This is a genomic window from Janthinobacterium sp. GL_088, from assembly GCF_057837845.1.
In genome coordinates, this window is the sequence record NZ_CM174453.1 from 3,190,516 (window position 1) to 3,203,734 (window position 13,219).

Consider the following 13,219-nt stretch of genomic DNA (forward strand, 5'->3'; position numbering starts at 1 on the left):
GCCACCGTGAAAATCGTAACGCGCTTCAAGCTGGCCCAACTGTTTTGCGTGGTGCTCGTGGCCATCATCGTCGCCGTGCTGTTTTCCACCACCCTGGCGATGCAGCGCGAACTGGCGAAGAACAAGGCGGCGGCCGATATCCTGCAAGCCGTCACGTCGCTGCGCTACCTGTCGATCGAATACGCGCTGCACCATGGCACGCGCACGCGGGCCCAGTGGCAGCTGCGCAGCGACTCGCTGTCTTCGGGCCTGCTGGCCACGCCCGCCTTCAACGGCGGCGAGGAGCGCGCGCTGCTGCGCGCATTGCAGGCCGACCTGGCCGGCGTGGGCGGCCTGTTCAACCTGTTTGTGGCGAATCACCGCGAGCTGGGACAGGACCCGCAGCGGCGCGAGGTACTGGGCGAACTGGAGTCGCGCCTGTCCGGCCAGATCATGGGCAAGGTGCAGGGCATGATCTCGGATGCGATGCGGCTGTCCGAATTGAGCCGGCAAGGCGTGCTCGATGCGCAGCAGCGGGCCAACGTGGCCGTGATGTTGTTTGGCGGGATGATCATCGCGCTGGTGGCCGGTCTGATCTACTTCACCATGACGAGCGTGACGGGACCGCTGGAAAAGCTGCGCCAGGGTACCCTGATCGTTGGCGCCGGCAAGCTCGATTTTGCGCTCGGCCTCAACACCAGAAATGAGATCGGCGACCTGGCGCGCGCCTTCGACGGCATGACGGACAAGCTGCGGCGCACCACGGTCTCGCGCGACGAGCTGGCGCACACGAATGCCGCCCTGGAAACGCAGATCGCCGAGCGCCAGCTGGCCGAGCGCAAGGTGCACGAGCAGCTCGAGCGCCTGAACCTGCTGCAGCAGATCACGCGCTCGATCGGCGAGCGGCAGGATTTGCGCAGCATTTTCCAGGTGGTGGTGCGCAGCCTGGAAGAGCAGCTGCCCATTGATTTCAGCTGTATCTGCCTGTACGAGCCGTCCCAGCACGCGCTGCAGGTGACGTGCGTGGGCGTGCGCAGCGAGGCGCTGGCGCTGTCGTTCATGATGAGCGAACACGCGCACATTCCCATCGACGAGAACGGCCTGTCGAGCTGCGTGCGCGGCAAGCTCGTGTATGAAGCCGACATCGCCGAGGTGGCGTTTCCGTTTCCGCAGCGGCTGGCGCAAGGAGGGCTGCGCGCTCTCGTCATGGCACCGCTGCTGGCCGAAAACACGGTCTTCGGCATCTTGATCGTGGCGCGCCGCAGGGCACACAGCTTTACCAGCGGCGAGTGCGAATTTCTCAGCCAGCTGAGCGAGCACGTGGCGCTGGCCGCCAACCAGGCGCAGCTCTACGGCGCACTGCAGCGCGCGTATGACGATTTACGCCAGACGCAGCAGTCGGTGATGCAGCAGGAACGCCTGCGCGCGTTGGGGCAGATGGCCAGCGGCATCGCGCACGATATCAATAACGCCATTTCCCCCGTGGCGCTGTACACGGAATCGCTGCTGGAAACGGAAACCAATCTCAGTCCGCAAGGCCGGCATTGCCTGGAAGTGATCGAGCGCGCCATCGACGATGTGGCCGCCACCGTGGCGCGCATGCGCGAATTCTACCGCCAGCGCGAACCGCAACTGGCGTTGTCGCCCATCAATGCCAACCTGGTGGTGCAGCAGGTGCTGGACCTGACGCGCGCGCGCTGGAGCGACATGCCGCAGCAGCGCGGCATCGTCATCGCCCTGCACACGGAGCTGGCGGACGAGCTGCCCATGCTGCCCGGCAGCGTGGGCGAACTGCGCGAAGCGCTGACGAACCTGGTTTTCAACGCCGTCGACGCCATGCCGGAAGGCGGCACCCTGACTGTGCGCACCAGCTGCATCGGCGTGCCCGGCCAGGCGGCGCGCCAGGTGCAGGTCGAAGTGGGCGACACGGGCATCGGCATGGACGAGAATACGCGCCGTCGCTGCCTGGAACCGTTTTTCACCACCAAGGGCGAGCGCGGCACGGGCCTGGGCCTGGCCATGGTGTATGGCATGATGGAGCGCCATGGCGCCAGCATCGACATCGTCACGGCGCCGGGGCAGGGCACGGCGGTGCGCCTGGTTTTTCCCGCCTGCGAGGCGGATGAGGAACATGAAGCCTCCGACACGGCCCACGCCGTGCCGCCGCGCCTGCGCATCCTCGTGGTGGACGACGATCCGATGGTGCTCAAGTCCCTGCGCGACATCCTGGAAATCGATGGCCACGAGGTGGTGTCCGCCGATGGCGGCCAGGCCGGCATCGACAGCTTCCTGGCCGCGCACGACAGGCACGCGCATTTTTCGGTAGTCATCACGGACCTGGGCATGCCCCACGTGGACGGGCGCAAGGTGGCCAGCGCCGTGCGTCAGTGCTCGCCGGCCACGCCCATCATCATGCTCACGGGCTGGGGCCAGCGCCTGGCGGCCGACAGCGACTATCCCGAACACGTCAACTGCGTGCTGGGCAAGCCGCCCCGGCTGAAGGAATTGCGACGCGCCTTGAACAAGGTTATTGCGACAGGGTAGAGCCTGGGAGGGAGCGGCAAGGCAGTCAGCGCCTTGCCGGGTTGCTTGCAGGGGCGGGCGTACTACGCTTTCGTACAAGTCGTTTCGGTAATGTCCAGGTTCGCGGCCTTGCCGCTGGCATCCGAGAAGACCGTGTCATACAGGAATTTTACTGCGTAATCTTTTACCACCAGGTTGCCGCTGGCATTCAGGCGGAATTCCCGGCCTCGTCCAATCGGCGCATCTTGCGTGCTATAGATGCCGGCATAGCCGATTTTGTCGGCAAGATGGATCACCGGATAGATGCGGTCGTTGATCAATTGGCTGGCAAAATTGCCGGCGCCGCCATAATGCGCGGTATCAGGGCCAGTGATGATGCCCTGGTTTAAGGATAGCGTTTGTGCCGATGCCCCCAGGTAAGGGTAGTAGGCGAGGCCCGATATCTGCAAGGTATCGCCGGCGCCGGCGGCAATTTTCCCCAGCGTTTGCGAGCCAGTTGCACACTTCCACTTGCCGTCCAATGTACCGCTGCTGATGGCCGCGATGACCGATGGCGCAGGTGCGGTATCGCCACCACCTCCACCGCCGCCACAGGCGGAGAGCATGGTTGCAAGAATAGTGATAATGATTTTTTTCATAGTAGGCATCAGTGATGCCGGCAGGGCGTGCCGTGGCGCGCCGTGATTCTACGGACATTTCCATAAGGAAAATTCACGAATTGTCACGTGGCGCGCTGTCATTCTCTTGCCATGAAAAACGCCGGTACCGGTGCGCTTCGCCTGCGCTCCGGTACCAAGGTTCAGAACCGGTACGTCAAGGTCCCCCGCACGCTGCGCGGCATGCCATACGTGCCTTGTGCATAGGTATTGATGTTGATGTACTTCTTGTCGAGGATGTTTTCCACGTTCAGCTGGGCCGTCAGCTGGCGCGTCAGCTGGTACGTGGCCATCAGGCTCGCCGTGCTGTAGGCCTCCTGCGTCACTCTTTCCTTGCCGTTCGGCCCTTCGTCGTCAAAGTAGAACTTGCTTTGCCAGTTGACGCCGCCGCCCACGGTGAGGTCGGGTTGTACCTTCCAGGTGGCAAACAAGCGCGCCGTCGAGCGGGGCGAGAGGGTGTTGATATCCTGCTGCTCGCGGTCCCTGGCGCGGAAGTGGCTGGCGCTGGCCGTCACGTTCCAGCCCGGCGCCACGCTGCCCGACAATTCCCCCTCGATGCCGCGGCTGGTGGCGCCGCGCGCCGCATAATACGCTTGCGTGGTGGTGCCGGGCACGCGGTGGGCGCCGTCCGGCTGGGCCAGCTTGTCCTGCCTGATTTCAAAGATGCCGATGGCAGCGTTGGCCCGGCCTTCGGCCAGTTCTCCCTTCAAGCCCATTTCCATGCTTCGCCCTGTCAGCGGGTCCAGCCAGGCGCCCGTGCGGTCCTGGTTTTCCTGTGGGCGGAAGATGTCCGTGTAGCTGGCATACATCGAATACGTGTCGTTCAGGTCCACCACCACGCCTGCATACGGCACGAACTTGCTTTTGGCGAAGGCAAAGCGGGCGCTGCCGTCATAGCCGATACGGTCCTTGTCCCAGCGCGTCAGGCGCCCGCCGAGGATCAATTTAATGCTGTCGGCAAGATTCAGGCGCGCCGCGCCGTAGGCACCGTATTGCCTGGTCGTGTATTTTTCCGACAGCACGAGTTCGCCCCAGGCCGGCTGCGGGTAGCTGCCGTCCCAGGCGAGGAAGTTGCCGATCGGTTCAGGGTCGAGCGCTTCCTTGACGCTGAACTCGGCGTGTTGCAGCGTGTAATTGGCGCCGACGATGACTTCATGCTGGCGTCCGCCCAGGGTGAACAGGCCAGACAGCTTCACGTCCGCGCTGCTCTGCTCGCGCGCGCCGATGTAGCGGTTCGGATAGCCGAGCATGCCGAGACCCGTGATGCGATCCGGCCGTTCGGCCAGGAACACCAGCGGCGTGTCTTCCGTGTGCTTGCTGTACATGGCCTGCGCCTGCGCCTTCCAGCCCTGGCCCAGCGCGTGTTCCACGGTGGCGTGCACGTTCGTCTGTTCCGTGGCCCAGGCGGCCCAGCGGGGCGCCGTCGTGACGGAACGGTCGAAATTGGTGCGCGTACCGTCGCTGTACCACAGGGGGAAGCCGCCCCAGTTGCTGCCTTTCGGATCGTTCTGCTGGTAGCTGGCGCCCAGCGTCGCCACCGTGCCGGGCGCCAGGTCCGCCTCGACGGTGGCGTAGGCGAGCTGGCGCTGGTTCGAATAACCATTGGTAAACGACTTGCGGTCCTGCCAGGCGCCCGCCACCCGGCCGCGCACGGAGCCGTCCGCGTTCAGCGGCGTGGCCAGGTCGACGGTGCCCCGGTAATCGCTCCACGAGCCGGCCGCCAGCGACCATTGCCCTTCGAATTGCCTGGCGCTGGCCCGCTTGCGCACCAGGTTGATCGAGGCTGACGGGTAGCCGGCGCCCGTCAGCAATCCCGTGGCGCCGCGCGTCACTTCCACGCGGTCGTAAATGAGCGAATCCATTTCCGATTCGCCGCCCGAATACTGCACCTTATAGGTGGTGGGCACGCCGTCGTACTGGAAGTTGTCGACGTCGAAGCCGCGCGCGGAAAAGGTGCTGCGTTCCGTGTCGAACTGGTTGACGGCGATGCCGGGCGTGTTGCGCAGCACGTCGCGCACCGTCAGCAAGTCCTGGTCGTCCATGCGCTGGCGCGTGATGACGCTGACCGATTGCGGCGTTTCGCGCAAGGACAGCACCAGTCCCGTGGCGCTGGCCGTGGCCGGCGTCGTGTACGAACCCGTGCCCTCCGTGCTGGTGCTGCGCTCGGCCGTGGCGCGCACGGCGATGCCGGGCAGGGTGGTTGCCTCGGCGGCGGAAGGCAGCTTGCGCACGGCGTAATGGCCGCCGCCCTGGTCGACGGCGACCAGGCCGCTGCCATCGAGCAGGCGGGCGAAGCCGTCGGCCACCTGGTAACTGCCATGCAAGCCCCGGCTGTGCAAGCCCGCGTACAGGCTGGCGGCGCCGGAAATACTGACGCCCGCGTCGGCCGCAAACGCGGACAGGGCGGTACTGAGGGGGCCGGGAGCCAGCTGGTAGTGGCGTGCGGACACTTGCTGATGCTGCTGGGCGAAGGCGGACGCGCTCAGGGCCAGGCTGCCGAGCAGGGCCAGGGTCATGCTGGTGTTGCGGTAGTGCTTCATTGCTTGTTTCCCTTCGTTCATGTGTTGGTCTTGCCTGGATTGACGGGGCACATGCGCGAAAGGGACATTTTTTTAAAGAATATTTATGCGGGTTCGACGGAAATCCACCAGCGGCTGTGGCGCCGCACGCGGATGGGCAGCGAGGCTTGCAATAGTGATAATAATTGATCCGTATCATGCAATTGGTACACGCCCGACACGCGCAGCCGCGCCACGGCGGGATCGCAACGCACGACGCCGTGGCGGTAGCGGGCCAGTTGCGCCAGCACATCGGCCAGCGGCGTGTCGTCCGCATACAGCAAGCCCCTGGTCCAGGCGTCCGCATGGGGCGCCAGCGGCTGCGGCGCGCTGGCAGCCGCCTCGTCGAAACTGGCTTGCCAGCCCGCCTGCACGATGACGGGCCTGCCTTCAGTAGGCCGCACTTCCACGGCGCCCTGCGAGACGGCCACGTGGGTGCGCGCGTCCGGCAAGCTGTCTTCCTGGCGCACCGTGAAGCGCGTGCCGAGGGCGCGGATGCTGCCGTTGCTGGTGCGCACGATGAAGGGACGCCGCAGGGGATCGGGGCTGGTCGCCACGTGCATCTCTCCGCCGCGCAGGTGCACCAGGCGCAGGGCGGCGCCGAAGATGATGTCGGCGGCGCTGGCCGTGTTCAGGCTCAGCTCGCTGCCGTCGGCCAAGGGGAAATGGCGGATTTCTCCCGTGGCCGTGCGCAGGTCGGCTGTCCATGCCTGCCATGGCGTCACGCGCAGCATGGCCCAGCCAGTCGGCCCGGCGACGATCAGCACGGTCAGGGTCTTCAGGATGGCGCGGCGCGGCGCAGCGGCCGGGCGGTCGAGCACAGGCATGGCCAGCGGCGGAGGCAGCATGCCGAAGGTACGGCACACCTGCTCGGCTCGCTGCCACGCCGCTTCATGGTCGGGGTGGGCGGCGCGCCAGCGGGCCAGCCCCTGTTGCGCGGCAGCGTCCAGTTCGCCGCCTTGCAGGCGCATCATCCAGTGCGCCGCTTCGCGCGCGGCGTGCGCATCGAGAGTCGCGCTCATGTCAGGCCAGCAGCAGGATGCATTGTTCGAACGCCTGCACCATGTAGCGCTTGACGGTGCGCTCGCTGACGTTCAGGCGCGCGGCGATGTCCGCATACGCCAAGCCTTCCAGCTGCGACAGCAGGAAGGCCGTGCGCACCTTCGCGCCCAGGCCGTCGAGCATGGTGTCGATCTGGTGCAGGGTTTCCAGGATCAGCAAGCGGTCCTCCACCGACGGCACGGTGGGAGCGGGCAGTTGCGCCAGCGTGGCCAGCCAGGCCTGCTCCAGCGACTGGCGGCGGTAGTGGTCGATCAGCAGGCGGCGCGCCACGGTGGTCAGGTAGGCGCGCGGCTCGCGCAGGGTGACGGCACGTTCGCCGGGCGTGGCCAGCAGCTTGACGAAGGTATCCTGCGCCAGGTCGGCCGCGTGATCGGTACAGGACAATTTGCCGCGCAGCCAGCGCAGCAGCCACGGATGGTGCTGGCCATACAGCAGTGCGACAGGATCGGCGGCGGGGGATACGGCAGACGTCACGATACACTCCAGGTTGGCGCTGAAGTTCCCCCAGGCGGCTGGCAAGTGCAGGCTCTTCTTGAATGCGAATGGTTCTCATTTTACATTGACGTGCCTGAATGTCAATGCGGCAGCTCCGTTGGCAGGGAAATCATGCTCTTTCCGCTATACTGGCCCCCCGATATTGCCGCCCTTAGCCGAAAATCACCATGGACCTGAGTACCCACGCCGCCGTCGTCAATTGCGAAGCGTATCGCGATGGCAAGAAGATCGCCCATTTCGACATCGACAAGGTGGGCGACTTTCTCGGCGACCCCGATTGTTTCGTCTGGATCGGCATGGCCAGCCCCGACGTCACGGCCATGCAGGCGCTGCAATCGGCCTTTGGCTTGCACGAACTGGCCGTCGAGGATGCGCAGGGCGCGCACGAGCGGCCCAAGCTGGAAGAGTACGGCGACACCCTGTTCATGGTGGTGCACACGGCCACGCTGGACGGCGAGGCCATCGTCTACGGCGAAACCCACGTCTTTCTCGGCCCCCGCTTCATCATCACGGTGCGCCACGGCCCCTCGGCCGGCTATGCGAAGTTGCGCGAACGCAAGGAAAGCGTGCCCGAGAAACTGGCCAGCGGCCCTGGCTACGTGCTGTATTCCATCATCGATTTCATCGTCGACCAGTACCAACCCTGCATCGACCATTTGCAGGCGAAGTTTCAGCACTATGAACTGCAGCTGTTCAAGCCCAGTTTGAGTGAGGACAAGCTGCAGGATTTTTACCAGCTCAAGACGGAACTGCTCAAGCTCGATGCGGCCGTCAACCCGCTGCACGACATCTGCACCCAGCTGATCCGCTTCCATGGCGATATCGTGCCCAAGGAAAACCGCATCTATTACCGCGACATTCTCGACCACGTCAAACGGGTCACGCACACGGCGGGGCAGATGCGCGAACTGGTCAATTCGGCCATGCAGGTGGCGCTGGGGCAGATTTCGATCCGCCAGAACGAAGTCGTCAAGCGCCTGGCCGCCTGGGCCGCCATCCTGGCCGTGCCCACCATGGTCTTCAGCCTGTACGGCATGAATTTCGAATTCATGCCGGAACTGAAGTGGCGCGGCAGCTATCCGGCCGTGATCGTCGTCATCATCGCCGGCTGCTACTGGCTGCACCGGCGCCTGAAGCGCGAAGGGTGGTTGTAGTCGGCAGGCTTAGCCGCCCGCCACCGCGCCCGCCGCTTCCAGTATCAGCGCCGCCACTTCCACGGGACGCGAGGCCAGCGAGGCGTGACTGGCGTTCAGGGTGATGACTTTTCTTGCGCCGAGGCGCGCCGCCATGCGCTCCTGGTTGACGGGGGAAATCATGCGGTCGGCAGTGGAAATCTGGTACCAGCTGGGTTTATGCTTCCAGGCCGGGTCGCTGACGGTGTCGCCGAAGGTGCTGGCCAGCGGCGCTTTCTGCACCACGCCCAGCACGGCGCCTTCTTCCGCATCGAGGTCCTGGCAAAAGCTGTCATGGTATTGCTCGGGCTTGACCCACAGATAGCCATCGCTGTCGCCTTCCAGGCTGGCCGCGCCCAGGGGCGGGTGTTCCTGCGTGATGCTGCCCGGGCTTTCGCCCGCGTCGGGGGCGAAGGCGGCGATGTACACGAGGCCGACCACATTCGGTGCATTGCCGGCCACGCTGATGACGGCGCCCCCATAGGAGTGTCCCACCAGCAATACCGGACCATGCACCTGGGCCACCATCTTGCGCGTGCGCTCGGCGTCGTCGGCCAATGACGTCAACGGCAGTTCGACGGCGCGGATGGCTGTGTGGCCCTGGCGCCGCAATTCGACAATGACGCGGCTCCAGTGGGCGGCGCCGCCCCAGAAACCGTGGACGAGGATGATCGTGGCTTGCTGGCTCATGCGGGTACTCCTTGATGTAAGGGAAACGGCGAAGAGCGCGCCGGGATCGAGTGCTCACGGCGCGGCGGGCAACTGCATGCCTATTGTAGACCTTCCCGGCGCATGGCCTCGATGGCGTCGACCACCGTGTTCTCGTACTCGATGAAGAAATCGCTGTGGAAGCCGTCGCGTAGCACCAGGTGGCGGCTGCCGGGCAGGGCGGCGGCCAGGCGCTCGCCGTCGGCCAGGCGCAGCGGGCGGATAAAGTCCAGCAGCGCTTGCGCGGCGGCCCGGGTGGCGGGATCTGCTTGCAGCAGCCAGGGAAACAGGTTGCGCAAGGTGCCCGGATCGACGGTGATGACGAGCGCTGGCGCGCGCACGCGGCGGTAGTCGGGCGAAAAATTGTGCGCGGCCATGTCCATGGCCGTGGCGATGGCGGGCGGGGTATTCGGTTGCACGGCGCCGCCGGGCAGCACTTCCAGGGCGTCGCGCCAGTTCGCTTCCAGCGCGGGCCACCAGTGCTTGTTGATCCGCCTGGCATAGGCGATCGAGGCCTCCACCGATGCCAGGTCGGTCGGGCCGGGCGGCGGTTCGTCGAAGGGCGTGGGTTCCGGTGCCTCATAGCCGCCGCTGGCCAGGTAATCGAAGGTCGTGTCCAGATAGACGAGTCCCCGCACGCGCCGCGGGTGGTTGCCGGTGAACAGGGTCAGCTCGTTGCCGGCGATGGAATGGCCGGCCAGAATGATGCGTTGAACCTTCAGTGCGTCCAGCACGGCCAGCAGGTCGGCCACCAGGGTGGCGGGGGCATACGTCATATCGTTGGCGTCGTTTGCGGGCAGCGGCTTGCCTGATGCGCCATAGCCGCGCCGCGTGATGGCCAGCACGCGGTGGCGGCGCGCCAGCGCGGGGGCCAGGCTGTCGAAGGCGTGCGCATTGGCGCCCAGGCCGGCCAGCAGCACGATCACGTCATCGCTGTCGCCGCCTGCCGATGGCCAGTCGCGCACATGCAGGCTGACGCCAGGGGCGACGCCGATCTGCCGGTCGATTACCTTTGCGGCGTGCGGCACGCTGCCGCCGCCGCAGGCGGCCAGGGCCGCCATCGCGCCCATGCCGGACAGCAGGCGCCGGCGGGCGTGGAAATGGGGGATGGCATCGGTGATGCTGTTCATGCGGTACTCCTTGCTGTGACGGGGACATGGCCAGTGTCGCCGCCGCGCATGAAGTACCGATGAGGGGCAGATGAGGGGTGGGTGAAGGACCCGCCTGCGCGCTAATGCGACACCAGCACCGGCAACGTCATCTCCTGCAGCACCGTGCGCGTGACGCCGCCCAGCAGCGCTTCGCGCAGGCGCATGTGGCCGTAGCAGCCCATCACGACCAGGTCGCATTGGCGCTGCGCGGCCATGGCCAGCAGGGCCGCGCCCACATCCTGGCCCGGCGGCGTGTCGTGCTGCAGCACCTCGACGTTGACGCCGTGGCGCGCCAGGTACAGGGCCAGGTCGGCGCCCGGCTGCTCGCCATGGGCCGGTTGGGCGTGCGAATTGACGACGGCCAGGGTCACTTGCCGCGCCCCTTGCAGCAGCGGCAGCGCATCGGTGATGGCGCGCAGCGCTTCGGCGCTGCCGTTCCAGGCCAGCAGCGGGTGCTGCGCGGTATCCGATAGCGTGGCCGCTGGCGCGTGCGGCACCATCAGCACGGGCCGGCCGCAGTGGAGCATCAGGTATTCGGCCGTGCCGGCGATGACGCGCGAGGGCGTATCCTGCGCATCCGTCTGGCCCAGGATCAGCAAGTCGCAATAGCGCGCCTGCAGCAGCAGCGCGCCTTGCGCGTCGTCGTCGACGAAGCGCGTCTCGTAACTGCCCAGGCCTTCTTCGCGGGCGATGCGCTCGAAGTCGTGCAAGGCCTCGCTGGCCTGGGTGCACAGCGCCTGCATCTGCGCCGGCGCAAACTGCAGCGCGTTGACGCCGCCACCATACGCGTAGCGCGAGATGCCGCTCATGGCCGACCCGATCAGGTGAGCGCCGTCGGTGACGGCCAGGCGCACGGCCAGGCGGATGCGCTGGGCGCAGTGGCGGGAATTGTCGACGTGGACCAGCAGGGTGGTGTAGGGCATGGCGTTTTCCTCGGTTGTCGGTTATCAGGTTTGCAGCACGTAGCTGCCCGGCGCGTCGCCCAGGTCGGGCTCCATGGCAGGCGGTGCCACTTGCGCGTCCGTGCGTTCTGCCAGCCAGGCTTGCCAGGCGGGCCACCACGAACCGTCGTGGTGCGGTACGTCGCGCTGCCAGCTGTCCGCGTCGATATAGGGCGCGTCTTGGCGGTGCGTGGCCAGCTGGTAGCTGCGGCGCGGCTGGCCCGGCGGCGAAACGACGCCCGCATTGTGGCCGCCCGAGGTGAGCAAGAAGGTAACGTCCGTGTCGGTCAGCAGCTGCAGTTTATACACGGAGCGCCACGGCGCCACGTGATCCGTCAGGGTGCCGACGGCGAAGATGGGAGCAGCGATGTCGGGCAGGGCGATGTGGCGGCCCGCCGTGCGGTAGCGGCCTTCGGCCAGGTCGTTGTGCAGGAACAGACGGCGCAGGTATTCCGAGTGCATGCGGCAGGGCATGCGCGTGGCGTCGCCGTTCCAGGCCATCAGGTCGCTGTCCTGTTCATCGCGTCCCAGCAGATAGTGGTTCAACCGGCGCGACCAGATCAAGTCGTTCGAGCGCAGCAGCTGGAAGGCGCCCGCCATCTGCTTCGTATCGAGGTAGCCCTGCTTCCACATGGCCGCTTCCAGGAAGCTGACCTGGCTGTCGTCGATGAACAGCGACAGTTCGCCCGGCTCCTTGAAGTCCACCTGCGAGGCCAGCATGGTGAGGCTGGCCAAGCGCGCATCGCCGTCGCGCGCCATCGTCGCGGCGGCGATCGCCAGCAGGGTGCCACCCAGGCAGTAGCCCACCGCGTGCACTTGCGGCGCGCCCGTGAGGCGGACAACGGCGTCGAGCGCGTCCATCACGCCCAGCTGGCGGTAGTCTTCCAGCGACAGCTCGCGGTCTTCCTCCTGCGGGTTTTTCCAGGAAATCATGAACACCGTGTGGCCTTGCCCCACCAGGTAGCGCACCAGCGAATTGTGCGGCGACAGGTCGAGAATATAGAACTTCATGATCCAGGCAGGCACGAACAGCAGGGGCGTGGCATGCACCTTGGCCGTCGCGGGCGCGTACTGTATCAATTCGATCAAGTCATTGCGGTAGACCACCTTGCCCGGCGTGACGGCCACGTTCCCGCCCACCTTGAACGCTGCTTCGCCGGCCGCGCCAGCGCCCATGGCGGCGCGCTGCCAGTCGTCGGCCGCGTGAACCATGCCGCGCGCCAGGCTGGCGCCGCCGCTCTCGAAGGTCGCTTGCTGCACCACGGGATTGGTCAGCAGGAAGTTCGACGGCGCCAGCATGTCTAGCCACTGGCGCACGGTGAAGGTGACGACATCCTCATGGTGCGGCGAGACGCCGCGCACGCCCGTGGTGGCGCGGTGCCACCATTGCTGCTGCAGCAAAAAGCCCTGGTAGACGAGGTTGTAGGGCCAGCGCTGCCAGGCAGGATCGTCGAAACGCCGGTCCTGCGGCAGCGGCGCGATGCACGGCTCGGTGGCGCCGCCAGTCAGGGCTGATTGCAATGCATATTGCTGCCAGCGGCCGATCTTCTTCCACGCTTCCTGCTGCAGGGTTTGCTGCTTCGATGGCGCCAGCGCCAGGTGGCTGAGCCAGTCGGCATACGCGTTGCCCAGCGCGGCTGGCGAAATACCGCCCGTGAACTTGCCCAGCCAGGCGTTCAGCAGCAGGTCGAGGGTGGCGCCTTCCGGTGCGCTTTCCGGATAACCGGGCGCCGGTACGCCTTGCCAGGCGCTACCCAGGCGCTCATGTTCCACGTTGTGCTGCGCGTCGCTCGGCTGCGTCTTGCTCATCCGGTGCTCCTGTCATTTTTTTACAGGGTAGCAAGAGCTTGTTCAAAAAATTATGATCTACATCAAGTTTGGCCGGATGCGTGCCCATGTGGCTTGCCGCCTGATGGCAAGTGCGAATAAAAATGATTTAATCGAATATTGTGATTCCATTGTTTTGTGTGATGA

At 65.8% G+C, this 13,219-nt stretch carries 10 protein-coding genes; 2 read left to right on the forward strand and 8 right to left on the reverse strand.

The features are described 5' to 3' along the window. Positions 1-6: 6 nt before the first annotated feature. Complete coding sequence (locus AC3IQ7_RS14470; RefSeq protein WP_489210317.1) at positions 7-2,523, forward strand: ATP-binding protein; 2,517 nt, start codon at positions 7-9, stop codon at positions 2,521-2,523. A gap of 62 nt (positions 2,524-2,585) precedes the next feature. On the opposite strand, the gene AC3IQ7_RS14475 is transcribed toward AC3IQ7_RS14470, so the two are convergent. The 4 genes from AC3IQ7_RS14475 to AC3IQ7_RS14490 form a co-directional block, all read right to left on the reverse strand. After that, on the reverse strand, positions 2,586-3,140 hold the full coding sequence (locus AC3IQ7_RS14475) for a hypothetical protein (protein ID WP_489210319.1): 555 nt from the start codon (positions 3,138-3,140) through the stop codon (positions 2,586-2,588). A 161-nt stretch (positions 3,141-3,301) separates the two neighbouring features. Next, positions 3,302-5,719, reverse strand: coding sequence for a TonB-dependent siderophore receptor (locus AC3IQ7_RS14480; protein ID WP_489210320.1), 2,418 nt, complete (start codon positions 5,717-5,719; stop codon positions 3,302-3,304). Between the two features lie 62 nt (positions 5,720-5,781). Next, positions 5,782-6,738, reverse strand: coding sequence for a FecR domain-containing protein (locus AC3IQ7_RS14485; RefSeq protein WP_489210322.1), 957 nt, complete (start codon positions 6,736-6,738; stop codon positions 5,782-5,784). A gap of 1 nt (position 6,739) precedes the next feature. Further along, entirely contained in the window at positions 6,740-7,252 is a 513-nt protein-coding gene (locus AC3IQ7_RS14490; protein ID WP_489210324.1) for a sigma-70 family RNA polymerase sigma factor, read from the reverse strand. Positions 7,253-7,440: 188 nt separating this feature from the next. Here AC3IQ7_RS14490 and AC3IQ7_RS14495 point away from each other — a divergent pair, with 188 nt between their 5' ends. Next, positions 7,441-8,427: a magnesium and cobalt transport protein CorA gene (locus AC3IQ7_RS14495; RefSeq protein ID WP_099377023.1), complete on the forward strand. Its 987-nt coding sequence runs from the start codon at positions 7,441-7,443 to the stop codon at positions 8,425-8,427. A gap of 9 nt (positions 8,428-8,436) precedes the next feature. Here AC3IQ7_RS14495 and AC3IQ7_RS14500 read toward each other — a convergent pair whose 3' ends face one another. The 4 genes from AC3IQ7_RS14500 to AC3IQ7_RS14515 form a co-directional block, all read right to left on the reverse strand. Next, positions 8,437-9,135 carry an alpha/beta hydrolase gene (locus AC3IQ7_RS14500; protein ID WP_322427140.1) on the reverse strand — a complete coding sequence of 233 codons (699 nt, stop codon included), beginning with the start codon at positions 9,133-9,135 and terminating at the stop codon, positions 8,437-8,439. A gap of 80 nt (positions 9,136-9,215) precedes the next feature. Next, complete coding sequence (locus AC3IQ7_RS14505) at positions 9,216-10,283, reverse strand: alpha/beta fold hydrolase (protein WP_489210326.1); 1,068 nt, start codon at positions 10,281-10,283, stop codon at positions 9,216-9,218. Between the two features lie 101 nt (positions 10,284-10,384). Next, positions 10,385-11,227 carry a universal stress protein gene (locus AC3IQ7_RS14510; protein ID WP_489210328.1) on the reverse strand — a complete coding sequence of 281 codons (843 nt, stop codon included), beginning with the start codon at positions 11,225-11,227 and terminating at the stop codon, positions 10,385-10,387. A gap of 24 nt (positions 11,228-11,251) precedes the next feature. Then, positions 11,252-13,054: a PHA/PHB synthase family protein gene (locus tag AC3IQ7_RS14515; protein WP_489210330.1), complete on the reverse strand. Its 1,803-nt coding sequence runs from the start codon at positions 13,052-13,054 to the stop codon at positions 11,252-11,254. Between the last annotated feature and the right edge of the window lie 165 nt (positions 13,055-13,219).